The organism is Nonomuraea sp. NPDC049421 (assembly GCF_040677005.1).
GTDB classification, from domain to species: Bacteria; Actinomycetota; Actinomycetes; order Streptosporangiales; family Streptosporangiaceae; genus Nonomuraea; species Nonomuraea salmonea.
Window position 1 is genome coordinate 71,777 of record NZ_JBFAQA010000038.1, and the last position, 23,778, is coordinate 95,554.

The window sequence follows — 23,778 nt, forward strand, 5'->3', positions numbered from 1 at the left end:
CACATCTAACACCATTCTGGCGCGTTGGTGTTCCCCTCCCAACGAAGATTTCTGTCAGGCGGCATCACCGGGCAAACTGGAACCTGTTATGCGCAGCCTTCCCGCACCGCGTCTAGTGGCCACCGACCTCGACGGCACCGCGTTGCGTACGGACGGAACCGTGTCTCCCCGCACGGTCGCCGCCTTCGGCAAAGTCGAGGAATCAGGGGCGGTCCTGGCCTTCGTGACCGGGCGTCCGCCCCGGTGGATGGGCGGGGTGGCCAGTGCGGTGCGTCACCGTGGCCTGGCCGTCTGCGCGAACGGAGCGCTGATCTACGATCTCCATACCGAACGGATAGTGGAATCTCACCTCATCAGCATCGAGGTGCTCGAGGAAGTCGTCGCTCAGCTAAGAGCGAACGTGCCCGAACTCGTATTTTCGGTCGAGTATGAAGCCGGTTTTGCGCATGAGTCAGATTTCCGGCTCGGCGGGTTGGACCGGGCACTCGGAGCAGCGCGTGTGGAATCGGTCACTTCCCGTCCATGCGCCAAGTTGCTCGCCCTGCATCCCCGCCTGAACGCCGACGAGCTCCACGCAGCCGTGGACGAACTGGTCGGCCATCTCGTGACCACCACCCACTCCAGCAGCAGAGGGCTGATCGAGATGAGCGCCCAGGGCGTGACCAAGGCCACCGCCCTGGCGGCGCTCGCGGAGCAGCTGGAGATCAAGCCGTCGCAGACCGTGGCATTCGGCGACATGCCGAACGACCTGCCCATGCTGAGCTGGGCAGGCACGTCGTACGCGGTCGCCAACGCGCACCCTCGCGTGCTGGCGGCGGTCAATCATGTGACCGCGACCAATGACGACGACGGTGTCGCGCAGGTGATCGAGAAGCTCTACGCCTGACGGCGGAGCCCCGCAGGCCCTGAGAAGGGCCTACAGGTAGGGGCCGGAACCGCCGGGCGGCCGCTGCCCCTCGTCACCCGGCACCCCTGGCAGCGCCCTGCGCATCTGCTCCAGCTGGGCGCGGGCGGCCATCTGCTGCGCGAACAGCGTGGTCTGGATGCCGTGGAACAAGCCTTCGAGCCAGCCGACCAGCTGGGCGTGCGCGATGCGCAGCTCGGCGTCACTCGGCGGCGTGCCGTTGTCGTCGGTGAACGGAAGCGACAGCCGCTCCAGCTCATCGACCAGCTCGGGCGCGAGACCGTCTTCGAGCTCCTTGATGGAGGACTCGTGGATCTCCTTCAGCCGCTTGCGGCTGGCCTCGTCGAGGGGAGCCGCGCGCACCTCCTCGAGGAGCTGACGGATCATGCTGCCGATACGCATCACCTTGGCGGGCTGCTCGACCAGGTTGGTGACCGAGCGGTCGTCTTCGCCACCATCGCCCTGACCTTGGAAATCAGGGCCCACCACCACGACGTGGGGGGTGTTGTTGTCCTCAGCATTCATAACACTCACCGTACTAGCAGGATCTTGCCGACGTGCTCCCCCGAATCCAACATTCGGTGAGCTTCTGCGGCGTCGGCCATGGGCACCTCGGCGTACACGACGGGACGTACGGCACCCGCTCCGACCAGGGGCCACACGTTGTCGACCACGCTGCGCACGATGGCGCCCTTCTCGTCGACGGGCCGCGAGCGCAGCGCCGTGGCGTGCACCGAGGCGCGCTTGGCCAGCAGCATGCCCAGGTTGAGCTCCGCCTTGGTGCCGCCCTGCATGCCGATGACCACGAGCCGGCCGCCCGTCTTGAGGGAACGGACGTTCTTGTCCAGGTATTTCGCGCCCATGATGTCGAGGATGACGTCGGCCCGCACCTTGTCGGAGAAGTCCTCCTCGCGGTAGTTGATCACCTCGTCGGCGCCCAGCTCCCTGGCCCGGCGCGCCTTCTCGGCCGAGCCGACGGTGGTGACGACGTGGCTGCCGAGCGCCTTGGCGAGCTGGATCGCGAACGTGCCGATGCCGCTGGCCCCGCCGTGGACGAGCAGCGTCTCGCCCCTGCGCAGCCGCCCGACCATGAAGACGTTGGACCAGACCGTGCAGGCCACCTCGGGCAGTCCGGCGGCCTCGCGCAGCGACACCTGGGAGGGCACCGGCATGACCTGCTGCCAGGGCGCGGCTACGCGCTCGGCGTAACCGCCGCCGGCGAGCAGCGCGCACACCTCGTCGCCCGGCTTGAACTGCTCGACGTCCGTCCCGACCGCGGCCACCACGCCCGAGACCTCGAGCCCCGGGTACGGCGACGACCCCGGCGGCGGGTCATAGAATCCCTGCCGCTGCAGCACGTCGGCGCGGTTGACCGCCGACGCCGTCACGTCGATCAGCACGTCTCCGCGCCCGACGTGGGGGTCCGGCGCCTCGCGCCACTCCAGCACCTCTGGTCCGCCCGGCTCGACGATCTCAATGGCTCGCATGCGAACCACGGTAGCCGGGCAAAGAAGTTGTGGGTTGCCGGGCTGCGACCGAGCGGGTGGCGTTACCCTGCAATGTATTTGCTGCCCCTTTAGACCCACCCGAGGGGGAACACGGTGGCAAGACACGATCGAGAAGAATCTCTCGAGGAACAGCTCGCCTGGCTTGACGCGATCAAAGAGACGGAAGAGGCTCCCGTCTCCGTGAGCGCGCCGGCCGCCCCGGTCGACGAGCCGGTCGCGTCGCCGTACCCCAATGACCCCTGGTCGCTCGTGCCGCAGCAGCACGAGACGCCTCCGCAGCCGCTGTTCAGGGCGGCGGTCGACTCCGCGTACGGCGGCCCGGCGACGACCGAGGAACGCCCGGCGAGCGACTCGGGCGAGTGGCCGGCCAGGTTCACGGCCGACGAGCCGCGGGCGAGCGCGGCGCCGAGCGTGGACGATCCGTTCCTCGCGCCGCTCAAGCCGCTGCCGCGGCCGGACGACACCGACACGTACGCGCTGCCGTTCACCCCGGCGGAGCCGGCCGGGAAGACCGAGGAGAGCACCTGGCCGCCCGCGTCCGACTGGCCTGGGCCCGACGACACGGTCCGGGTGGAGCCGCTGCAGGACAAGCCCGCCGCGGAGGACGAGAGCGCCCGAGAGCCGGCCAAGGAGACCAAGGACTCCGGGGCGACCGGCACCCGGCCGGGCACCGAGCCCCCGGCTCAGGCCGACGACGCGGAGGAGCCGGCTCAGAAGCAGGCCGATGAGCCGGAGGAGCAGCCGGCCGCGCGTGACGACCGTCCGAATTGGTCGTCCGACGTGTCCGAAACCCTGCCGCGCACCGAGCGCCCGCAGTGGGACGCCGCCGAGACGCCGGCCCCCGAGGCCGAGGACAAGCGCCGGAGCGCGCCCGAGACCGACATCCCGCAGTGGGCCAAGGAGGGCTCACAGTGGAGCCGCGAGCAGTCGGAGGGCCTCCCGCACTGGGACCGCCGCGCGGACGAGCAGCCCGCCGCCACCGAGCCGCCGGACCAGCCCACCAGCTGGGTCGACCCGCCGGAGAAGGCGCCGAGCTGGGGTAAGGCGGCCCAGGCGGACGAGGCCCCGGCGGCCTGGACCCAGGACCCGGCAGCGAAGGACGAGACCCCGAGCTGGGACCAGAAGGACAAGACGCCTGGCTGGGGCCAGGACCCGAAGGACAAGCCCTCGGGCTGGGGTCGCGACCAGAAGGAAGAGGCTCCTCGCTGGGACCAGGAGGACGCTCCCCAGTGGGGCAGGGAGCAGCCGGAAGAGCGCCCCCAGTGGGTACGCGACCAGCCGGAGGACCGCCCCCAGTGGACCGAGCAGCCGGAGGAGCGCCCCCAGTGGGCCGAGCAGCCGGAGGAGCGTCCCCAGTGGGCGGAGCAGCCCGAGTGGCGCCCCGCCGAGCGGGACATCCCCCCGGTACGCCCGCCGCGCCGCCCGGCCCCCGTGCCCGTGTTCACGGCTCCGCCCAGGCCACCGGCGAGCGGCAAGCCCACGGCCGAGAGCCTCGACCCGGAGTCCCTGCTACGCGGACGGCGTAACGCCCCCTCCAAGGGCTGGCGGCGCATCATCTACAAGGCGTCGGGCGGCTGGATCAAGCCGGGCGAGCCCCCGGAGGTGCGCCGCCGCCGCGAGCTGGTGACCCGCGCCCGCACCCCCGTCACCGCGGGACACCACCGCGTCGCGGTGCTCAGCCTCAAGGGCGGTGTGGGCAAGACCACGACCACGGTCGGCCTCGGCGCGACGCTGGCGCAGGTGCGCGGCGACCGCGTGATCGCCGTCGACGCCAACCCCGACCGCGGCACGCTGTCGGACAAGCTGGAGCTGGAGACCTCGGCCACCGTACGCGACCTGCTGAACGAGCGTGACCAGGTCAAGCGGTACGTCGACATCAGGGCGTTCACCTCGCAGGCCCCGTCGCGGCTGGAGGTGCTGGCCTCCGACCGCGACCCGTCGGTCTCCGAGGCGTTCAGCGGCGCCGACTACCAGGCCGTCTCGCAGGTGCTGGAGAATTTCTACTCGATCTGCATCACCGACTGCGGCACCGGACTGCTGCACTCGGCGATGGGCGGCGTGCTGGGTCTCGCCGACCAGATCGTGCTGGTCAGCTCCCCGTCGGTGGACGGCGCCAGGGCGGCCTCGGCGACGCTCGACTGGCTGGAGGCCCACCACTACGGCGACCTGGTGAAGAACGCGACCGTGGTGCTGTGCAGCGTGCGGCCCAGGTCGAAGTCGGCGGTGGACATCAAGAAGCTGGAGGCCCATTTCGCCGCCAGGTGCCGCGCGGTGATCAGGGTGCCGTACGACCCGCATCTGGAGGAGGGCGCGGAGATCGACCTGGACCGGCTGCAGGAGCCGACCAGGGACGCTTATCTCCAGCTCGCCGCCAGCGTGGGCGACGGTTTCGCGGGGATCCGCGACTGAGCGGAGGGTGTGGGATTCGAACCCACGAGGCCATCGCTGACCTGGCCGCTTTCAAGGCGGCTGCACTCGTCCACTATGCGAACCCTCCTGTGCCGACACCACGATAGCGGCTGTCATGACAGGGGTGTACGTTCAGGTGGTGGCGGATCTCGACGTCGAGGTGCAGCGCGGCTCGCGCGACGCGCTCGTACGGCTGAGCGGTGACCTCGACAAGCTCACCGCGCCACTGCTCAAGGACACCCTCGTCATGTTGTTCACCGAGGGCAGGGTGCAGGTGGTGATCGACGCGGGGCGGCTCGAGTTCTGCGACTCCAGCGGGTTGTGGGTGCTGGTGGAGCACCGGCGCAGGGTCGCCGCGCAGGCCGGGTCGCTGGGCATCGTGGGCGTCCACGGGGTCTTGCACCGGGTGCTCGACGTGACGGGGCTCAGGGCCGCCTTCGACCGGGTGGACCTACGCGGGCAGGTGTGACAGCAGCCATTTGGGGCCGATGGTTGCGGCGCCCAGCTTCTCCACACGTTCGCGCAGGCCACGATCCGCCGTGACGACGAGCAGGCGTTCCCAGGGCCTGGCCCGGCGTACGACGTCCACGATCGCGTCGTCGCCGCTCCCCATGGCCGCGACCACCTGGATGCCGGGCACCTCGGGCGCGCTGCGTGCGGCGCCCTCGACGACGGCCACCATGCGCGGATACCACTGCGCCAGCACCGGATGGCTCAGCCGCAGCCCCGAGACGGCCTCAAGCAGCCGGGTGGCGGCGCCGAGGCGGTCGTTCCACCAGCCCCGCTCGGCCCGCGCCCCGACGATGTTGGCGACGTCGAGCACGAGGGTCTCGGGCTGAAGTGCGCCGCTGACCTCGTCCCAGGTGGCGGCGAAGCCGGGGTGCAGCTCGCGCTGGGGCACCTCGGGCAGGGCCAGCCAGCGCATCTCGTCGCTCTCGGAGTTGGCCGGCGCGGCGGCCAGCAGCTCGGGTGACTCGGCGATGACGGTCTCGAACGCCCACCCGCCGTGGTCGTCGACGTAGACGCCCTGGACGCGCAGCCCCTCCGCTCTCAGCGCGACCTCCTCCTGGGCCTCGCGCAGCGCGCTGGCGACGGCGTCCTCATGGCTGTCGCGGGCGCCGCCGGGCAGCCCCCAGGTGCCGCCGTGGTGGCAGCGCAGCGAGCGCTTCTGCATGAGCACGTACGGGATGCCGCGATCGTCGTGGTGCACGACCAGGAGCCCGGAAGCGCCGTGGACGCCCCAGTGCCGGTGGCCCTGGGCGCACTCGGTCCAGCCGTCGCCGTCCTTCGCCGTCATGAGGGGATCCTCTCAGCCTCCGCCCTTGGAGAAGTGCTGGTAGTCCTTGGCGCCTGACCAGTAACCACCCCACTCCCAGCCGACCTGGGCGAAGGTCTTGACGACCCGGTCGCCGGGATTAATCACACCTTTACCCTTCATCGGGCGCTTGGTGAACTTTTTCGCGTTGCGGTGGGCGGTGCCGCCGCTCGCGGTGACGTACGGGTTCTCCAGCGGGTTGACGTCGATGGCCTCGCCGTACGCGTGGTTCGACCAGTTGCTCGACCCGGTGGCCCGGCGGCAGTTGAAGGCCGAGGTGTTGTCGGCGTCGATCGAGTCGTAGTCGTCGGCCTTGTACGCGTCGACCAGCTTCATCTGCCGGATCGGCCAGCGGCGGTCGTACAGCTTCTTGAAGACCGTCTCGATGTCGTCGGTCACCGTCTTGCGCACGACCAGCTCGCCGGTGTGCGGCTTGCCGTCGAACCCCCAGTACGACAGCGTCACCAGGCGCAGGTCGCGGTAGTGGACGGGGCACCCGGGGCGCCAGGAGTAGGGCAGGCGGTCGCGGGAGACGCGCGAGACCTTCGAGGTGAATGCGGGCGGCGCCGTCGGGCTGGGCGCCGCCGTGGAACGCTCGGACGTCGGCTCGGCGGTGGTGGCAGTGGTGGTCACGGTGGCGGACTCTCGTGGCGGGTCGGCGGAGGCCACGGGCTCCTCCGCGGCCGCACACGCGGCGGACGCGAGCACCACGAACGCGATGGCGGCAGCACGCTTCATCTCGCCACCATATGCGACGTCGGGCCAGGTCAGGGCACTACCAGCACGGTACGGCGAGCCCGTTTCGCCAGGCTGGCCGCCACCGACCGCCGCCACGAGGAGCGGGAGCGGCCCACCACGATGGCGTCCGCCATGTACGTGCTGGCCAGCGCCTCGAGCTCGCGGGCCGCGTCACCGCGCAGGCTGACGAACCGCCACGGCACCCCGGCGCCCCGCAGCTCCTCCCTGAGGTCCTCGGTCAGGTCGGCCGCCGCGTCGGGGATGATGGGCGACCCGGCGAAGAACCACAGCGTCGAGGTGTTGAGCGACTCGACGAAGGCGATCAGCAGGGCCGCGTCGTCCCTGCGGGCGAGCCCGGCCGCGTACGCGAGCGCGTTGCGGCTCGGGCCCGATCCGTCGAAGCCCACGACGAGCAGGCCGGCGCCGTCCTTGCCGATCTCGAACCGCCCTTCGGGGAGCCTGCCTGCCAGCGGCTCCCACCGCGGGTCCGTGCCACTGCCGAACACGGCATCGCTCGCGTCAGACGTCGGCGTGCCTGCCGCGGTGCGCCAGCTCGCGCAGCGCGTCGGCCGCGTAGATCACCAGGGCCACGAACGAGATCCCGGCGAGGGCGCCGCCCAGCCAGAGGTCGTTGACGGTCGCGTCGGCGTATTCGGCGCCGCGCGGCTGGTAGCCGACCGCGAACGGGGCCGCGATCAGCCACAGGCCGCCGAGGAACAGCAGCACCAGGGCGCCCACGCCCAGTTTGGCCTTCAACGGTTGTCCTCCACTCCGACCAGGGAAGCCTTGCCGTTCTGGCGGTGCTCGCCACCGCCCGTACGGGTGTTGAGGTCCTCACGCAGCGCCTCCACGAGCGGGGCCAGCAGGGTCGCCAGCTCGGCGGAGGTGGCCTGCGGCCCGGCGGGAGCGGCCGGCACGGGCTCAGGCTCCGGCTCGGGCTCGCGGCGCGGCTTCGGCACGACCAGGCCGCGCACCACCAGCTCCTCGTGAATGGCCGCCACGAAGGCGATCGCGCCCACGACGCCCACGACGGCCACGCCGAGGCCGGTGAAGAACTCCGACTGGGTGGCGTTCGTCCAGTCGGCGTCCTCCGGCTGCGTGCCGAGGGCGAAGGGCGCGATCATCAGCCACAGCCCGGCCATGACGGCCAGGGCCGCGGCGACGGCACCCACGAACTTGCGAATCATTGTGTGATTCCTCCTGAGACGAGGTCCTTCTGCGGTGGCGTGGCCTGCGCGATCAGGGCGCGTGAGGTGGGCCGCAGCACGCTCTGCGCGACCGACCTGGCCCGTTCGCGTTCCGAGCGGCCGTCGGGCGGCGCCATCTTGGCGACCGCGGTGAGCAGTGCCGAGCGCTCACCGTTGGCCCGCTCGATGCGCTGGGCGATGAGCTCCAGCAGCAGGCCCGCCAGGACGAGGTCGTCCTTGCTGAGCGGTTGGGGCGTGGGTGCCGCGGGCGCGGCCGAGCCGCGCAGCGGCAGCTCCTTGAGGAAGATCGTGGCGATGAAGCCGAGCAGCGCGATCGGCACGCCCACGATGAACACCGTCTCCAGGCCCCGCGTGAACGACTCCAGCACGATGTTCTTGACCGGCCCTGGAAGGTGCTGGATGGCCTCGGGGCTGCCGAGCTTGACGTCACCGCCGCCGGGCAGCTTGATGCCGGCCGCCGCCAGCATCGCGGCCATCTCGTCCTTGAGCCGGCCGGTGAGGATCGCGCCGAACGCGGCCACGCCGACGGCGCCGCCCAGGGAGCGGAAGAACGACACGCCTGACGTGGTCGAGGCCATGTCACGCAGCTCGGAGCCGTTCTGCGCGGCCAGGATGAGCATCTGCATGGAAAGGCCGAGGCCGATGCCCAGCACCGCGACGTCGAAGCCGATCAGCCATTCGCTGGAGTCGACGTGCAGCCTGGACAGCAGGAACAGCCCGATGGCCACGATGAGCAGGCCGGCCACGGGGAAGATCTTCCACCGCCCGGTCTGGGTGACGATCTTCCCCGAGATGACGCCGGACAGGAACAGCGCTATGACCATCGGCAGCGTCATCAGGCCCGAGTTGGTCGGGCTGAGCCCCTTGACGATCTGCAGGTACTGCGGCAGGTAGATCATCGCGCCGAACATCGCCATGCCCACGAACAGCGAGGCGAGGCTGGTGAGCACGAACGTCCTGTTGCGGAACAGCCGCGGCGGCAGGATCGGGTTGCGCGCGGTCCGCTCCGAGAGCACGGCCAGGGCCAGCATGAGCAGCGCGGTGGCGGCGAGCACGTACGTCCAGGGCGAGTTCCACTCGAACTCGTTGCCCCCCAGGGTCAGCAGCAGCATCAGCGCGCTCGCGCTGGCCGTGATCGTCGTGGCGCCCCAGATGTCGATCGAGGTCTTCCGCTTGATCCGCGGCAGCTTGAGCACCTTCTGGATGACGATGAACGACACCAGGGCGAACGGCACGACCACGTAGAAGCACCAGCGCCAGCCCAGCCACTCGGTGTCCACGATGAACCCGCCCAGCAACGGCCCCGCGACCGTCGAGATGCCGAAGACGGCGCCCATGTAGCCGGAGTAGCGGCCACGCTCGCGCGGCGAGACGATGTCCCCCAGGATCACCTGCGACAGGGCCGACAGACCACCGACACCCAGGCCCTGGATGGCCCGCGCGGCGATGAGCTGCCCCATGTTCTGCGACATGCCGGCCACCGCCGAGGCCGCCACGAACAGCACCAGAGCACTCTGGAAGAGCAGCTTGCGCCCGAAGACGTCGGACAGCTTGCCCCACAACGGCGTCGAGACCGTCATCGTCAGCATGGTCGCGCTGGCGACCCATGAGTACTGGTCCTGACCGCCTAGTTCCCCCACGATCGTCGGCAGCGCGGTGCCCACCACGGAGGTCGAGATCATCGAGGTCAGCATGGCGAGCATGAGCCCGGACAGAACCTCGAGGATCTCGCGGTGGGTGTAGTGCCGCTTCGCGGGGGACGCGGCCGGTGCGTGCGCTACCAAGACAACACCACATCCCCTTCGTTCATTTTTGTCCACGAGGAGTATACGCCCGTTTACTAGCCGCGCGGTAAGTGGGGTGGCCGCCGAGTAGAGTGCGGGCATGAGTCCCCAGGTGACTGAGGCCAGGCCGCGCGACCGCGAGGCCACCCGGGAGCGGATCCTCCAGGCGGCCCGCGCGCTCTTCGGCGAGCAGGGCTACGAGCAGGTGACCGTACGCATGATCGCGGCGGCGGCCGACGCCAACATCGCGCTGGTCGGCCGCTACTTCGGCTCCAAGGCCGGCCTGTTCGGCGCCGTGCTGCAGGGCGAGCCGAGGTTCAGCGCACTGTACGAGGGCGACGCCGAGGACCTGCCGAGGCGGCTGGCCGAGTACGCCGCCGAGCGCATGCACCAGGCGCCGGACAGCCCCATCCTGCGCACGCTCGAACGCTCGGCCATGCACCCCGAGGTGCACGCCGTGGCGAGGGAGCGGCTGATCACGGCGGTGCTGGAGCCGCTGGTCGCCCGGCTTGAGGGGCCCGACGCCCACGCGCGGGCCCGCATGGCCACCGCGGTCCTGCTCGGCATCGGCGCGACGCGCCGCCGCCTCGGCCCCCAGGAGCCCACGCCGCAGGACGTCGACCGGCTCACCGCCGTCTTCAAGGCGTGCCTGGCCGCCTGAAACTTTCACCACCCGCACCCGCTCCGACCTGCGGGGAGGGGTTGGGGAGCGATCCGATGTCTTTGTCATGCACGGGAGCGCTTTCTACGATCCACGGAAGCCCGTGGGAGCGCTCCCACATGACGGACGGAGATCGTTCATGTCTCGCAGAAGGCCCGTGTTGGCGGTGCTCCTCACAGCGGCCGCCATGGCCGCGGCGGGGGCGGTCGTCGTCGCCGCCTCGTCGTCCACCGCCCAGGCCGCCGACTCCGCTTTCTACGTGGATCCCCAGACCAACGCCGCCAAGTGGGTGGCGGCCAACCCGGGCGACAGCCGGGCGGCGGTGATCAGGGACCGGATCGCGGCCGTGCCGCAGGGCCGCTGGTTCGCCACCTACAACCCGAGCACCGTACGCGGCCAGGTGGACGCGTACGTCGGCGCCGCCGCGGCGGCCGGCAAGATCCCGATCATGGCCGTGTACGCCATGCCCAACCGCGACTGCGGAGGCCCCAGCGCGGGCGGCGCCCCCGACCACGCCTCCTACCGCGCCTGGATCGACCAGATCGCCGCCGGGCTCGGCGGCCGGCCGGCCACGATCGTGCTGGAGCCCGACGCCCTGGCCATCATGACCAACTGCATGAACGGCTCAGAGCAGGCCGAGGTCAAGGCGTCCATGGCCTACGCCGGCAAGCGGCTCAAGGGCACGTCGTCGCAGGTCAAGGTGTACTACGACATCGGCCACGACGCGTGGCTGTCCGCCTCCGAGGCCGCCTCCCGGCTGAACGGCGCCGACGTCGCCAACAGCGCCGACGGCATCGCGGTCAACACCTCCAACTACCGCTCGACGCCTGGGCTGGTGTCGTACGCGAAGAGCATCATCGCGGCGACCGGCGTCTCCAGGCTGAAGGCGGTCATCGACACCAGCCGCAACGGCAACGGCCCGGCCGGCAGCGAGTGGTGCGACCCCGGCGGCCGCGCCACCGGCATCTGGAGCACCACCGAGACCGGCGACTCCGCGATCGACGCCTACCTGTGGGTCAAGCCCCCCGGCGAGGCCGACGGGTGCATCGCGCAGGCGGGGCAGTTCGTGCCGCAGCGGGCGTACGACCTGGCCATGGCCGCGCCCGAGCCCACGGTCTCGCCCACCGTCACCGTCTCGCCCACCGTCACGCCCACGACCGGGCCCGAAGGGTGCTCGGCGACGTTCAAGGCGATCAGCCAGTGGTCGGGCGGCATGCAGGGCGAGGTCACCGTCACCAACACCGGCGGCGCGGCCACCAGCGGCTGGCGGATCGGCTGGACGCTGCCGTCCGGACAGACGATCTCCCAGCTGTGGAACGGCAACCTGTCCGTCAGCGGCGGCTCGGTCACCGTCACCAATCTGAACTGGAACGGCAACCTGGCTCCCGGCGCGACGACCACGTTCGGGTTCATCGCGAGCGGCGGGTCCGGCGGCCCGTCAGGGCTCACCTGCACCACCTCCTAGCGCTCACGCGCACCCGGCCGAGCCCCCGCCCGACGCCTGCGGGGGCTCGGCCCCATGAAATAACCGGGCAGGCGCCGCTGTTGACCACCACCAGGTCACCCCGCTCTGCGAAAGGCGCTCACTCATGGCTCTGCCGCTGTCCATCCTCGATCTGGCGCACATCGGCGAGGGAGAGACGGCCGCCGACAGCTTCGCCGCCAGCGTGACCCTCGCCCAGCGCGCCGAGGAGCTGGGCTACCAGCGCATCTGGTACGCCGAGCACCACAACATGGACAGCATCGCCTCCTCCGCCACGAGCGTGCTGATCGCCCACATCGCCGCTCACACCCGGACGATCCGCCTCGGCGCGGGCGGCGTCATGCTGCCCAACCACTCGCCGCTGACCATCGCCGAGCAGTTCGGCACGCTGGAGACGCTCCACCCCGGCCGCATCGACCTCGGTCTCGGCCGCGCGCCCGGCAGCGACCAGCAGACCATGCGCGCCCTGCGCCGCACGCCCTCGTCGGCCGACTCGTTCCCGCAGGACGTGCTGGAGCTGCAGGGCTACCTCACCGGCGAGACCCGCATCCCCGGCGTGCACGCCACCCCCGGCAGGGGCACCGACGTGCCGCTCTACATCCTCGGGTCCTCGCTGTTCGGCGCGCAGCTCGCCGCCGCGCTCGGCCTGCCCTACGCGTTCGCCTCCCACTTCGCGCCCGCCGCGCTGGAAGAGGCCGTCGCACTCTACCGGCGCGACTTCAAGCCGTCGGCCCAGCTCGACCGGCCCCACGTGATCGCCGCACTCAACGTGATCGCCGCCGACACCACCGAGGAGGCCGAGGAGCAGTTCCTGGCCTCCAAGCGGCTGCGGGTCACCCGGTTCCTCGGGCGCGGGCGCACGTTCACGGACGAAGAGGCCGACATGATCCTCGAGTCCCCGGCGGGGCAGCAGATCGTGCAGATGGCCAAATACTCGGCCGTCGGCGACCCGGCCGAGGTCAAGGCGTATGTCGACCGGTTCGCCGAGCACGCTCAGGCCGACGAGCTGATCGTGGCCTTCTCCGCCGTCGACAGGAAGGCGTGGCTGCGTTCGGCCGAGCTGCTCGCCGAGGTCCACGCCTCCTAAGGCCGGTAGGCGGGGTGGCGGGCCACGGAGCCGGGCCGCCGCGGCGTCTCGCTGCCTGCGAGGGCGCGCACGAGCCGGTCACGTACGGCGCTCAGCTCGGCGATCCGCTCCTCCAGGTCCGCCACTTTCCTGGTCACCGCCTCGACGCTGGGCGGACAGGCCGGCCCCAGCGCCACGTCGTCGCCCTCCAGGCAGGGCAGGAAGCCGCGGACGTCCTGGGCGGTGAAACCGTTGGACAGCAGGAGCCTGATGTTGCGGACCCTCGTCACCGCGCCACGGTCGTAGTGCCGGTAGCCGTTGGAGGTCCGCTCCGGCCGCAGCAGGCCCTGCTGCTCGTAGTAGCGCAGCGCCCTGACGGTGACGCCGCTCGCCCGCGCCAGCTCCCCGATCAGCATCGCCCCAGCTTATGCCTGCTGCCCCGCCGCCACGGAAAGGCCGCCGTCCACGCGGATGACGGTCCCGGTGAGGTACGCGGCCTCGGGGCGCGCCACGTTCACGATCCACCAGGCGATCTCGGCGGGCCGGGCGATGCGGCCGAGCGGGATGCGTCCGGTGAGACTTGCGCCCGCGGCGGCGATCTGCTCCTGGGTGTAGCCGGCGTGGGCCAGCACCGGCGTGGCGGTGATGCCGGGCGCCACGGACACGACACGTATGCCCTTGGGCGCCAGCTCCACGGCCCAGGTGGCCGTCAGGAAGTCGAGCGCGACCTTGGTCGAGCCGTAGACCGAGCCCTCCGGCCAGCCGATCGAGGACGGGTTGGAGGACACGTTCACGATCGTCCCCTCCGTGGCGGCCAGGTGGGGCAGGGCGGCCTGCGCCAGGAAGATGGGCGCGAGGAGGTTGGTGGCGATCTGGTCCTCCGCGGTACGCCGATCGATCGCCCCGAGCGCGGCAGGCCGGGTGATCGCCGCGTTGTTGACCAGCACGTCGATCCGGCCCAGCCGCGCCGTCGCCGCCTCCACGATGCGCTCGGGCCCGTCGGGCGCCGCGCCGTCGGCGGCGAACGTGCTGATGGAGGAGTGCGCGGCGGCGGTCTCCTCCAGGCGTGCCGCGGTGCGGCCGACGACGAGCACCCGCGCGCCCTCGGCGGCGAACAGGTGCGCCGTGGCCCGGCCGATCCCCGTGCCGCCGCCGGTGATGACCACGCCCTTGCCTGCCAAGCTGCTCATGAGACGTCCCCTCTCGTAGGTGAGTGGACGTGAAGCTAAACCTTGACCCGGGCGTCAGGGTCAAACCGCCGCCCGGGTGGGAGGTCGCTAGTCGGCCACCAGGCGGGCGCGGCGGCCCTCGTGCTCGCGCTGGCGGCGCACCACGTACGTGCCGGGCGCGCAGCCCGAGCCGCCGTGCTCCGGATGCAGCAGATAGACCGGGGCGGAGGCGGAGAACACCCCGATCGCCAGGCCGTCGGCGTCCGAGACGTTCACCGTCCAGCGGCAGGTGCCCGGTTCGGCGACCAGCGTGTGCGGGTTGCCGCCCGCCGCGCCGCGCAGCAGCTCGACGCCCTCAGGCGGGACGGCCTGCCAGCGGGGGTCGTCGCGGATCTGCACCGACGCCGCCACCAGCCGTAGCGGCACCACGATGAGGTCGCCCTGGGCCTGCGGGCCGTCGAGCACGGGGATCTGGATCGACTGCTCCAGGTGGTCGAGCACGGTCAGCCCGGTCTGCCGGGTCAGCGTGGCCAGCGTCACTGTCATGAGCATCACCTCAGGTTCTGCGTAGGAGTTGGGCGTACTGCTCGCCGGACAGCCCGTACGTCCAGCCGGCGGCGGCGAGCGGATCGTCGAAATAGCCGGGCACGGTGAGGCCGTACTGCCTGCGGCGGCCGTCGCGCTCGACCGAGCCGTTGACCGCGAGCAGCACCCGCGTGTCCCGGCGCATGTCGTAGAGGCGCAGCTCCGCGCCCGCGTTGCCGGGGTCGGGGGCGGTGGCGACCAGCCGCAGCTCGGCCCGCGCGATGTAGGCGGGCCAGCCGAGGCGTTCGATCGCGCAGCGCCTGATCTCGACGTTGGGCTCGGCGGAGATGCGCTCGGGGGTGGGGTCGTGGATCACCCAGGACGGGATCCTGGTGCCGTGCCAGGCGTAGGTGGCCCAGCCGTCGGCGTACCGTGCCGACGGGCCGTCCTCGTGGTGCGGGCGCTGCTCGCCGGTGGCCGTCCACGTCTCCGTGTGCAGCTCGGCGGGGCGTTCCGACATGACGCACACGTGCTCGGACGGCCACCACCAGTGGCACGTCATGGCCACGGCCGTCCACAGATCCACCTGACGGGCCAGCTCGGTGGGCAGCTCCACGCCGGCGATCCGGCGCAGCGCGTCGCAGTGGGCGATCCAGGAGACGCACATCGTGCGGTACCAGGTCTGGTGCCGCGACGCCTCGTTGTGCGCGAGCTCGACGGGCGGCAGCAGGCAGCGGCCGGCCGTGTTGAGGAGTGGCTGGTGCACCTCGCGGCGCAGCAGCACGTCGATCGGGCGTCGCGCCGGGCGTACGCGGGCGTGCACCGCCCCGTACACGCGGTGGCGCAGCGCCGCGAACCTGGCCGGCAGCGGCCACGCGTCCACCCGCTCGACGCTCTGCCCGGGCGGCAGCCCGGCGGGCACGGTCGCGAACGCGGCGGCAGGCGAGGTCACCCAGTGGAAACGGGGTGGGGACAGACCGATGAACCGGTAGAGATCGGAGACGGCGGCTTGCGCTGCCTTGCGGTCCGCGGGCCGCGTCGAGAGCGCGCGGCCCAGCCATCGGTCACGGAGCGAAGCAGCTTCCCGCTGCAGGATGTCGCTCACCGGGCGAGGGCGGAGGCGCCCTCCTTTCGCATGATCATGAAAGAAATGGTGACAGAAGGGAGCGCCCTATGTCCACCCGATCAGTCGGCCAACCGGTGCTGGAGCTGGTAGGGGCCGGTCGTCTCCGAGGCGGGCGCGGGAGCCAGGCCCGCCGCGAGCAACTGGGCGCGCAACGCGATCACCGTACGTTCGAGCGCCCGGATCTGCGCCTGCAACCTCCGGATCTGGTCGCGCATCGCCTTGGACATGTCCTGCTCGGTCGTCAGGTCGGCGCTCACCTGCTCCGCCTGGCCCTGCGTGCGGGCGAGCTGCCGCTCCAGCTGACTCAGCGCGTCCTCGTAGATGGTCTTCGCCCTGGTGTAGGCATCGGCGTCCACTTTGGAACGCTCCAGCTCCGCTTGCCGCTCCACCTGCAGCAGTGCCGCCTCGTGGGTCTTCCTGTTGGCGTCCGTGGCCGATCGGAAGGCGAGGTACGCCACACCCAGCGGGACGACCCCGACCGCGATCTGAATGAGGACCTCAGTCAGACTCGACATCGCCGGCTCCTCCCATGAGCTTGATCACACCGGTGTAGCCGACGCCGTCGTCGCCCTGCCAGGTGTTCACCGTCAACGCGATGGGGATCTCGCTGCCGTCGCGGCGCAGCCCCATCAGCGGGATGATCCGCCCGGACAGCGCCGATTCGCCCGACGATCGCACCCTGGTCAGCCCCGCCAGGTGCCGCTCGCGCAGCCGGGGCGGGATCAGGATCGTCAGCGGCCGGCCCACCGCCTCCTCCGTGCTCCATCCGAACAGCGCCGCCGCCTGCGGGTTCCACGACTGGATGACGCCGCCCGCGTCCGCCACCACGATGGCCGGCCCGCCCCGGCGCCCCGACGTCAGCCGGTGCACCGCGACCGCCTCCGGCCAGGTGGCGATCAGCGCGATCCAGCCGCCGAACGCCAGCCACACCGCCCCGGCCACCCAGCCGCGCGGATTGTCGCCGGTGAACGTGGAGATCATGTGGACCAGGCCGTACAGCAGGAGCAGCGCGGTGGCCACCGCGAACGCGACCCTGTCGGAGCGCAGGAACATCTGCACCAGGCACAGCACGCCCGTCAGGCACCAGGCCAGCGCCCACACAGGTATCGGGGCGATCGTGGTGAGCATCGCCTGACCGGCGGCGGCACGCTCGCCGCCCTGCCTGAACGCGAGCGACGCGGCGATGGCGAGGCACAGCAGGCCCACGAACGCCAGCGACGCGCCGCGCCGGCCGATGCGGCGCAGGACGCGTGCGGACAAGGCCGCGGCGACGGAATCCCCGTTACTCACGGTCGTCACATTAATACATGGGGTCAGCCTCGGATGACGTTGTCAGCGAGCGTCGCCCGCACGTTGCGCCGATCGCCGGCGGAGGGTGCCTCCCGGCGTTGCGGAGGAGTCACAGGCCGGCGTCGGTCAGGGTCGTCGGCGGGAGGTTCCACGCGTCCAGGCGGATCCGGCGATCCTGCGGCGGGACGCCGTCCCAGGTGGCGTGCAGCACGCGTTCCTCGCCGGGCAGCAGGTCGAAGGCGTTGTCGTCCCAGCGGGCCCAGCCGGGCGCCGTCGCCGGGCGGGCGTCGAGCAGGCGCACGAACGGCACCACGGGGCCCGCCTCGTGGCGCAGCCGCAGCGTCCAGGTCGTGTCGCCGGCCTGCAGTGTGGTGGTGACGCGGGCCTCGGGCAGCGTGAGCAGGTCGGCGAAGCCGGGGCCGGCGGTGAGGACGTACCGGTTGGTGATGGTACGCCGGTTGGTGTCGGTACGGCCCTCGCCGCGTACGGACAGGTCGAGCACGAAGCTGCCCGGCCCCGGCGCGCACGTGATCGTGCCGATCTCGCCGGGGGCGGCGGCCGTCCAGCGCCGCTCGGCCCGCACGCCGCCGTCGAGGCCCAGCACGCGCGCCTCGACCTCGGCAGGACCGCCCTCCCACCAGGCCCAGACGACCGCGCGCAGCTCGTCCCCGACGCGTGGCGCGGACAGCGCCGCGCACACATGCTCATGCCGGTACGCCCGCCGCACGTAGTGGTAGGCCGCCTTCGGCTCACCGAAGTAGTCCACGGACGCCGTGCACCAGCCGTTCGGGAACGACTCGTTGAGCTGCCACGGCAGCACCCCGCAGCTCTCGGGACGGCGCCTGTTGGCCTCGACCGCGTACCGCAGTCCGTCGGCCTGGAGGAACTGGCTCGCGCGTGACAACGTTCCCAGGTCCTCGATGGCGTCGCCGAACGCGGCGCGTACCAGGGGCTCGTTGTTCCACCAGCGGCCGAGATGGTCCCAGACCGGGTTGCGGGTGGTCGGCAGGCGGCGCTCCGAGGCCGGCACCACCGACTCGATGGCCCGCAGGTTGCTCATCCCCTCCACCCCGAACTCGCTCAGCAGCAGCGCCCTGCCCTCGTCATAGAGGCGGTAGTGGTCGTCCAGGCCCTGGTGCTCCCACGGGCCGTGCACGTCGTGGTGCTCGGGCCCGGTGCGTACGCTCTCCAGCGTGTTCCCGAACACCGGCCCCGTCGGGGAGGTCGGCAGCCAGTGCCGGTCGGGGTCCAGCCGGGCCACCACGCCGTGCAGCGCCGCCGGCACCGGTGAGTCCGCGTCCGTCAGCGGCACGCCGTCGGCCCGCTGCAGCTCGTTGCCGCCGCACCAGATCGCCAGGCTCGGATGGTTACGCCGCGCCGGGACGATGCGCTCCGCCTCGGCCGTCATCCTGGCCACGAACGTGGGGTCGTCGCTGGGCAGGCTCTCCATGCCAGAGCTGGACTGGGCGAACTCCTGCCAGACGAGGATGCCGTACTCGTCGCACAGGTCGTAGAACGCCTCGCTCTCGATGAGCCCGCCGCCCCAGACGCGCAGCATGGTGACGCCGGCGTCGCGGGCGAGCGTGAGGAGGTGGCGCAGTTTGGCCTGGTCGACGGCGCCGTAGAGCGCGTCGGCCGGCACCCAGTTCCACCCCTTGATGTCGGTGGGCCGGCCGTCCACGGTCAGCCGGTACGGGAGCGCGTCCGCCGGCGCCCCTGGGTCGCGGGTGAACCGCACGTCCCTGAACCCGATCCGGGTGTCCCGCCGGTCGCTGACCTCGCCTTTCGCGTCGCGCAGGATCGTGGTGAGCGTGTAGAGGTGGGGCTCACCGTGCCCGTTGAGATGCCACCGGCGGGGATCGTCCAGGGTGAGCGTGGTGCTGCCGTGAGGCGGAACGCCGGCCTCCGCCACGATCTCGCCTTGAGCCGTCCGGAGAGTCAGTTCAGCCCAGCCCTCTTGATCCGACGCATCCGTGTCGAGCTGAACGACGACTTTCCCGATATCTCCCTCAATGCTGGCCCGCGCCCACACATCGACCAACCGCAGCGCCCTGGTGGTCCGCAGCCGCACGGACTGCCACAACCCCTGATGCACGAGCCGCGGGCAGAAGTCCCACCCATACCCCATGCGCCCCTTGTGGACGTTCACCTTGGCCGTGTACCCGACCTGCGGCTCACTGACCGGCGCCGGTTGGACGACGACCGCCAGCGCGTGCTCCTCACCCAGCCGCCCGGTGACCTCGACGACGAGCGGCACGAACGTCCCCTCATGCACCGCGACCCGCTCCCCATCGAGGTGAACGGTCGCCGCATAGTCGATCCCGTCGAACTCGAGAAAGGCCCGCTCCCCATCCGCGAGTTCCGTCGCGACCAGCCGCGTCCGATACACCCAGGTCCGCTGCGAAACCCACTCGGACAGCATGCTCTGCCGCCCGACGTACGGATCCACCGCCTCCCCGGCCGCGACCAGATCAGCCAGCACACTCCCCGGCACCTTCGCCGGCACCCAGCCCCCGTTGTGACCTTGGCGAGCATGCAACTGCGCCCGATGCAACTGCCAGTCATCCCCGAGGAACCCCCGAAGCTCCCAGCCCTGATCAAGAACACGTACGGAGGACATGGGCGCCTTTCCGATGTGGCAACGTTCCCACGCGATGCTAGGCCCGCTCCGCCCAGGAGGTCAACGCGATGTGCTTGCCAGCGCGACCGGCTCCTCGGCGATGCATCGCTCTGGCTTGGTGTGCTTAGCTGGGGGCAGAAATCTTCGATGGGTGCCTAGGGGTCTCCCCGAACACCACATCCTTAGGCCGCCCTTCCCGGGCGGCCTTAGCGCTATTGTGCCCGCGTGCAAACCGCCACAGCCGCGCAGCACGAGCGGGATCCATAGAAAGGACCTTCATGGCAGCGAGCGCCCAGTACGCATGGTCCGAACGGATCGGCGAGCGCCGCACTCGTAACCCGCTGGGCGAGCTGCATCCGCCGGCCACCGAGGCGGAGGTGCGGGAGGTCGAGGAGCGGCTCGGGATGGGGTTGCCGCCGAGCTATCGGCAGTTCCTGCTCGTCGCCAACGGCTGGGGCAGCGACGATGACTGCCTCCTGTTGTCCGTACAGGAAGCCGGTTGGCTCCGTGACGTCGATCCGTCCAGGGCCGAGGCCTGGTCGACGCCCGCGAGCGTCCCCGACGAGCTCTATTTCGTCTACGGACCCGAGCAGGACTCCATCCATTACCGAGGGGAGTACGTGCCCGGCACCCTTCTCGCCGGTTATTGGGACGACGGGGTGGCGCTGCTCAATCCTCACGTCAGGACCGCCGAAGGTGAGTGGGAGGCCTGGCATCTCGCGCCCTGGAAACCCGGTGCCACGCGCTACCGGTCCTTCTGGGAGCTCGCCATGGACGAGCTGAGCCTGCGCTACCCGAGTTAACGGTTGCGGCGGACCTGCTTCTTCTCCTCGATGACGGCGAGGGCGTCGGCGATGGGGCCGAAGTGGGTGAGCTTGTCTGGGTTGACGATCGAGCGGATGGTGTGGATGCGTCCGTCCTGGATGTCGAGCGTCCAGACGTTGAAGATGCGGCCGTCGCGGTCGCGGATGATCGCGCCCGGCTGGCCGTTCACCTCGGTCGGCTCCAGCGCCGCGCCGATCTGGGCGAACGGCGGGATCATGACGGCCAGCACCTTGGCGACCTTCGTGTCGCCGAACAGCGGTATCGTGCTGCCGATCTTGCCGGCCCCGTCGTTGACCAGCTGCACGTCGGCGGCCAGCAGCTCCTGCAGCCCCGCGACGTCCCCCTCGCGCATCGCGTGGAAGAAGCGGCCCGCGAGCTGGTCGCGGGCCCGGCGGTCGGCCTCGAAGCGGGGCCGGCCCGCCTCCATGTGGCGGCGCGCCTGCACCGCGAGCTGGCGGCAGGCCGCCTCCGACCGGTCCACGGCGGCGGCGATGTCCCGGTAGCTGAAGGCGAACACCTCGCGGAGGACGAAGACCGCGCGTTCGAGCGGGCTGAGCCGCTCCAGCAGGATCAACGCCGCCATCGACAACGAGTCGGACAGCTCCGCCGACCGCTCGGGGTCCTGATAGGGGTCGGCCAGCAGCGGTTCTGGGAACCAGGGACCGACATAAGCCTCACGCCGTACGCGCGCCGAACGCAGCACGTCGATCGAGATCCGCGTCACCGTCGCCGACAGGAACGCCTTGGGCGATTCGGGCCGGGTCGCGGAGCCCTCGTAGCGCAGCCAGGCTTCTTGGACGGCGTCCTCGGCCTCGCTCACGCTGCCCAGGATGCGGTAGGAGATCGCGAAAAGCAGCGGCCTCAGTTCCTGGAACTCTTCGACGCGGGTCACGCCGCCCATTGATATCACCGTCCCGGACAAAAGGAACATGTGTCGCAGCTCACAGGCCCGGGATCTCACAGCTTCACGGGGCTGTCTCGTCTTGGAGGTTGGAACGGCTGATAGCGGCAACAAGGAGCACATCATGCAGAAGGTCTGGTTCGTCACCGGTTCATCCCGCGGTCTGGGCCGCAACTTCGTACAGGCCGCCCTGAGGCGCGGCGACAAGGTCGCCGCCACCGCCCGCAGCACCGAGAGCCTGAAGGCGCTGATCGACACCTACGGCGACGCCGTCCTCCCCCTGGAGATGGACGTCACCGACAGGGCCGGCGTCTTCGACGCCGTGCAGCGCACCCACGAGCACTTCTGCCGCCTCGACGTCATCGTCAACAACGCCGGATACGCCCAGATCGGCGCCGTCGAAGAGCTCACCGAGCAGGAACTGCGCGACCAGATGGAGACCAACCTGTTCGGCGCGGTGTGGGTGGTCCAGGCCGCGCTGCCGTACCTGCGGGCGCAGCGCTCCGGGCACATCATCCAGCTGTCCTCGGCCGCGGGGGTCATCGCCATGCCGCTCGGGGGCGCGTACCACGCCTCCAAGTGGGCCCTCGAGGGCCTGAACGAGGCGCTCGCCGGCGAGGTCGCCGAGTTCGGGATCAAGCTGACCATCATCGAGCCCGCCGGCTTCGCCACCCGCGACGGCAACAACCCCGACCCCCTCGCCAACGGCCACATGGCCAAGCCCGACCCCGCCTACGACGGCCTCCGGCAGCGGCTCGGGGCGATGGCGGGCAAGATGCCCGCGGGCGACCCGGCCGCCGCGGCGCAGGCCCTGCTCAAGCTCGTGGACTCCGACAACCCGCCGGTGCGGGTGCTGTTCGGGAAGGGGTTCCAGCCGATGATCGAGCAGGCGTACGCGGCCCGCCTCAAGACCTGGTCCGACTGGCAGGACCTCTCCATCGAGGCCCACGGCGACCTCGAAGCCCGCTGACTCGGGTGAGAGGCCGTGCGCACTGGCGGCGTCCAGGCCGTCCCGAGAGCGGGACGTCTCTGGACGTCCGCACGGTGGTCACGGGAGCAAAGCTTCCACCCGTCCGTACGACGATCATCGCGGCGCCTGAGCCTCTGCCGAACCTTCCAGGCCGGCCGTTGATCACTCGAAGATCCGCGCCGTAAAGTCCGCTCATGGCCAAGCCGCGCCCCCGCCCGCGCCCGCTGAGCGCTTCCGGACGTCGAGCTCTGATCATCACGGAAGTCATCTTCGTCTGTGCTGTCCTCTGGATGGTGGGCTTCTTCGCATCGATGGGCATGACCGTCCTGCAGAACAAGGCCTGCGGGCTCGATCCAATGACGGGGTACGAGACCGAAGAATGCGCTCCCATCAGCGCCTTGGATCAGGCTCTCTTCTTCGTCTGGCTCTTCGCGCCGGTCGGCTGCGCCCTGCTGGGTGCGATGATCACGATGATCCCCCGACGTATGCGGCGCACGCGCTTGACGGCGCTCTGGCTTGTCCCGCTCTGGCCGCTTTCGGTCGTGGCGGGCGCGGTGCTGACGTATGAGCTCTACTGGCCGTTGTCCGACTGACCTGGCAGTTCGAGGCTCCGGTCATCCATGGCGAGCCGCTCGTCGGGCGTCGGCATCCTCGACCAGCACACCCGCATCGTCCCGGCACTTGCGATGCCGAAGCCCTCCGGCGGATGATCCACATTCGGACGATACGCCCGTAGGGCCCCGACGGTCCTCAGCGGTGTCGGTCCTGGTCTCTACTCTCAGGTGCATGGGAGTCCCCGAAATCATCCCTATCGCTCACTTATCCGACTATCACACCGACACGGTCGGTCATTGGGATGGTGGCCAGTTCTTCGGCTCCGTCGTCGCCGCCTTCCGCCAGGGCTACACCCGCACCGACGATTGGTTGAAACACAAACGCTGGTACGCCGTCCTGCACACCTTCGACGCCGCCGGCCATCACCTCGACTCTCGCATCAAGGGGACCGGCGCTGAAGACGACCATCGGGCAGCCGTCGACCTCGCGAACGAGCGACTCGATCACTGGCTCGAGGCGCTTCCCGGGTTCCGCTACGACGACATCGCCATCCGGCCCTTCCAGCGCACGTTCGACGGGGTCCTGTTCGGTCTGGTCATCAAGACCTTCGAAGGGATGGAACACGCCGAGTTCTACCCGGACAACATCGGCTTCTACGAGCCGTGGGACGGCATGTACGACACCTGATCAGGACCTCCCCTGATGATCCCGGAGGGCCTGT

The 23,778-nt window shown here is 70.7% G+C and carries 27 protein-coding genes and 1 tRNA gene; 10 read left to right on the forward strand and 18 right to left on the reverse strand.

Translation table 11 applies throughout. The features are described from left to right. Positions 1 to 115: 115 nt before the first annotated feature. A complete protein-coding gene (locus AB0K18_RS43600) occupies positions 116 to 886 on the forward strand; it encodes an HAD family hydrolase (protein WP_364926931.1) in 771 nt (256 codons plus the stop codon). Between the two features lie 30 nt (positions 887 to 916). On the opposite strand, the gene AB0K18_RS43605 is transcribed toward AB0K18_RS43600, so the two are convergent. Further along, complete coding sequence (locus AB0K18_RS43605; RefSeq protein ID WP_364368456.1) at positions 917 to 1,429, reverse strand: bacterial proteasome activator family protein; 513 nt, start codon at positions 1,427 to 1,429, stop codon at positions 917 to 919. Positions 1,430 to 1,434: 5 nt separating this feature from the next. Then, positions 1,435 to 2,391: an NAD(P)H-quinone oxidoreductase gene (locus AB0K18_RS43610; protein ID WP_364926934.1), complete on the reverse strand. Its 957-nt coding sequence runs from the start codon at positions 2,389 to 2,391 to the stop codon at positions 1,435 to 1,437. Positions 2,392 to 2,505: 114 nt separating this feature from the next. Between AB0K18_RS43610 and AB0K18_RS43615 the strand changes: the two genes are divergently transcribed. Continuing rightward, positions 2,506 to 4,821 (forward strand): AAA family ATPase, encoded by a 2,316-nt coding sequence (locus tag AB0K18_RS43615; protein ID WP_364926937.1) that lies wholly within the window; start codon positions 2,506 to 2,508, stop codon positions 4,819 to 4,821. A 1-nt stretch (position 4,822) separates the two neighbouring features. Here AB0K18_RS43615 and AB0K18_RS43620 read toward each other — a convergent pair. Next, positions 4,823 to 4,909 (reverse strand) — tRNA-Ser (locus AB0K18_RS43620). A gap of 27 nt (positions 4,910 to 4,936) precedes the next feature. Here AB0K18_RS43620 and AB0K18_RS43625 point away from each other — a divergent pair. Beyond that, on the forward strand, positions 4,937 to 5,290 hold the full coding sequence (locus AB0K18_RS43625; RefSeq protein ID WP_364926940.1) for an STAS domain-containing protein: 354 nt from the start codon (positions 4,937 to 4,939) through the stop codon (positions 5,288 to 5,290). On the opposite strand, the gene AB0K18_RS43630 is transcribed toward AB0K18_RS43625, so the two are convergent. From AB0K18_RS43630 to AB0K18_RS43655, 6 genes are read right to left on the reverse strand one after another with little or no spacing between them, the layout of a single operon-like run. Further along, complete coding sequence (locus AB0K18_RS43630; protein WP_364926943.1) at positions 5,273 to 6,118, reverse strand: NUDIX hydrolase; 846 nt, start codon at positions 6,116 to 6,118, stop codon at positions 5,273 to 5,275. The genes AB0K18_RS43625 and AB0K18_RS43630 overlap by 18 nt on opposite strands. 12 nt (positions 6,119 to 6,130) lie before the next feature. Beyond that, positions 6,131 to 6,874 (reverse strand): M15 family metallopeptidase, encoded by a 744-nt coding sequence (locus AB0K18_RS43635; protein WP_364926945.1) that lies wholly within the window; start codon positions 6,872 to 6,874, stop codon positions 6,131 to 6,133. A 29-nt stretch (positions 6,875 to 6,903) separates the two neighbouring features. Next, the gene (locus AB0K18_RS43640) at positions 6,904 to 7,380 is read right to left on the reverse strand and encodes a universal stress protein (protein WP_364926948.1); all 477 of its coding nucleotides are present in this window, start codon (positions 7,378 to 7,380) and stop codon (positions 6,904 to 6,906) included. A gap of 13 nt (positions 7,381 to 7,393) precedes the next feature. Continuing rightward, positions 7,394 to 7,630 carry a hypothetical protein gene (locus AB0K18_RS43645; protein ID WP_345393556.1) on the reverse strand — a complete coding sequence of 79 codons (237 nt, stop codon included), beginning with the start codon at positions 7,628 to 7,630 and terminating at the stop codon, positions 7,394 to 7,396. After that, positions 7,627 to 8,061: a hypothetical protein gene (locus AB0K18_RS43650; RefSeq protein ID WP_364926950.1), complete on the reverse strand. Its 435-nt coding sequence runs from the start codon at positions 8,059 to 8,061 to the stop codon at positions 7,627 to 7,629. The genes AB0K18_RS43645 and AB0K18_RS43650 overlap by 4 nt, the downstream gene beginning before the upstream one ends. Then, a complete protein-coding gene (locus AB0K18_RS43655) occupies positions 8,058 to 9,866 on the reverse strand; it encodes an MDR family MFS transporter (RefSeq protein WP_364926953.1) in 1,809 nt (602 codons plus the stop codon). Before AB0K18_RS43655 ends, AB0K18_RS43650 begins: the two co-directional genes overlap by 4 nt. 100 nt (positions 9,867 to 9,966) lie before the next feature. On the opposite strand from AB0K18_RS43655, the gene AB0K18_RS43660 reads away from it, so the two are divergent. The 3 genes from AB0K18_RS43660 (at position 9,967) to AB0K18_RS43670 (ending at position 13,097) form a co-directional block, all read left to right on the forward strand. Next, positions 9,967 to 10,527 carry a TetR family transcriptional regulator gene (locus AB0K18_RS43660; RefSeq protein ID WP_364926954.1) on the forward strand — a complete coding sequence of 187 codons (561 nt, stop codon included), beginning with the start codon at positions 9,967 to 9,969 and terminating at the stop codon, positions 10,525 to 10,527. A gap of 139 nt (positions 10,528 to 10,666) precedes the next feature. After that, positions 10,667 to 11,992, forward strand: coding sequence for a glycoside hydrolase family 6 protein (locus AB0K18_RS43665; protein WP_364926957.1), 1,326 nt, complete (start codon positions 10,667 to 10,669; stop codon positions 11,990 to 11,992). 124 nt (positions 11,993 to 12,116) lie between these two features. After that, positions 12,117 to 13,097, forward strand: a complete 981-nt coding sequence (locus AB0K18_RS43670) for an LLM class flavin-dependent oxidoreductase (protein WP_364926960.1) — start codon at positions 12,117 to 12,119, stop codon at positions 13,095 to 13,097. On the opposite strand, the gene AB0K18_RS43675 is transcribed toward AB0K18_RS43670, so the two are convergent. The 7 genes from AB0K18_RS43675 to AB0K18_RS43705 form a co-directional block, all read right to left on the reverse strand. Further along, positions 13,094 to 13,492, reverse strand: a complete 399-nt coding sequence (locus AB0K18_RS43675) for a MerR family transcriptional regulator (RefSeq protein ID WP_364926963.1) — start codon at positions 13,490 to 13,492, stop codon at positions 13,094 to 13,096. The two genes, AB0K18_RS43670 and AB0K18_RS43675, sit on opposite strands and share 4 nt — an antisense overlap. Positions 13,493 to 13,501: 9 nt before the next feature. Then, the gene (locus tag AB0K18_RS43680) at positions 13,502 to 14,266 is read right to left on the reverse strand and encodes an SDR family oxidoreductase (protein WP_364926966.1); all 765 of its coding nucleotides are present in this window, start codon (positions 14,264 to 14,266) and stop codon (positions 13,502 to 13,504) included. A gap of 87 nt (positions 14,267 to 14,353) precedes the next feature. Then, complete coding sequence (locus AB0K18_RS43685; protein ID WP_364926969.1) at positions 14,354 to 14,791, reverse strand: hypothetical protein; 438 nt, start codon at positions 14,789 to 14,791, stop codon at positions 14,354 to 14,356. A 10-nt stretch (positions 14,792 to 14,801) separates the two neighbouring features. Then, the gene (locus tag AB0K18_RS43690) at positions 14,802 to 15,875 is read right to left on the reverse strand and encodes a DUF6745 domain-containing protein (RefSeq protein ID WP_364926971.1); all 1,074 of its coding nucleotides are present in this window, start codon (positions 15,873 to 15,875) and stop codon (positions 14,802 to 14,804) included. Positions 15,876 to 15,955: 80 nt separating this feature from the next. After that, a complete protein-coding gene (locus AB0K18_RS43695) occupies positions 15,956 to 16,411 on the reverse strand; it encodes a hypothetical protein (protein WP_364926974.1) in 456 nt (151 codons plus the stop codon). Further along, positions 16,395 to 17,186, reverse strand: a complete 792-nt coding sequence (locus AB0K18_RS43700) for a PAS domain S-box protein (protein WP_364926977.1) — start codon at positions 17,184 to 17,186, stop codon at positions 16,395 to 16,397. The genes AB0K18_RS43695 and AB0K18_RS43700 overlap by 17 nt, the downstream gene beginning before the upstream one ends. A gap of 109 nt (positions 17,187 to 17,295) precedes the next feature. Continuing rightward, positions 17,296 to 19,668, reverse strand: coding sequence for a glycoside hydrolase family 2 TIM barrel-domain containing protein (locus tag AB0K18_RS43705; protein WP_364926980.1), 2,373 nt, complete (start codon positions 19,666 to 19,668; stop codon positions 17,296 to 17,298). A gap of 416 nt (positions 19,669 to 20,084) precedes the next feature. Here AB0K18_RS43705 and AB0K18_RS43710 point away from each other — a divergent pair, with 416 nt between their 5' ends. Beyond that, the gene (locus AB0K18_RS43710; protein WP_364926982.1) at positions 20,085 to 20,609 is read left to right on the forward strand and encodes an SMI1/KNR4 family protein; all 525 of its coding nucleotides are present in this window, start codon (positions 20,085 to 20,087) and stop codon (positions 20,607 to 20,609) included. Here the strand turns inward: AB0K18_RS43710 and AB0K18_RS43715 are convergent. Further along, the gene (locus AB0K18_RS43715) at positions 20,606 to 21,532 is read right to left on the reverse strand and encodes an RNA polymerase sigma-70 factor (protein ID WP_364926985.1); all 927 of its coding nucleotides are present in this window, start codon (positions 21,530 to 21,532) and stop codon (positions 20,606 to 20,608) included. The genes AB0K18_RS43710 and AB0K18_RS43715 overlap by 4 nt on opposite strands. Positions 21,533 to 21,656: 124 nt before the next feature. On the opposite strand from AB0K18_RS43715, the gene AB0K18_RS43720 reads away from it, so the two are divergent. Further along, positions 21,657 to 22,502: an SDR family NAD(P)-dependent oxidoreductase gene (locus AB0K18_RS43720; RefSeq protein WP_364926988.1), complete on the forward strand. Its 846-nt coding sequence runs from the start codon at positions 21,657 to 21,659 to the stop codon at positions 22,500 to 22,502. Positions 22,503 to 22,696: 194 nt separating this feature from the next. Next, positions 22,697 to 23,095: a hypothetical protein gene (locus AB0K18_RS43725; protein WP_364926991.1), complete on the forward strand. Its 399-nt coding sequence runs from the start codon at positions 22,697 to 22,699 to the stop codon at positions 23,093 to 23,095. Here the strand turns inward: AB0K18_RS43725 and AB0K18_RS43730 are convergent. After that, positions 23,074 to 23,217 carry a hypothetical protein gene (locus AB0K18_RS43730; protein WP_364926994.1) on the reverse strand — a complete coding sequence of 48 codons (144 nt, stop codon included), beginning with the start codon at positions 23,215 to 23,217 and terminating at the stop codon, positions 23,074 to 23,076. The genes AB0K18_RS43725 and AB0K18_RS43730 overlap by 22 nt on opposite strands. 71 nt (positions 23,218 to 23,288) lie before the next feature. On the opposite strand from AB0K18_RS43730, the gene AB0K18_RS43735 reads away from it, so the two are divergent. After that, positions 23,289 to 23,744, forward strand: coding sequence for a hypothetical protein (locus tag AB0K18_RS43735; RefSeq protein WP_364926996.1), 456 nt, complete (start codon positions 23,289 to 23,291; stop codon positions 23,742 to 23,744). The last annotated feature ends 34 nt before the right edge of the window (positions 23,745 to 23,778 follow it).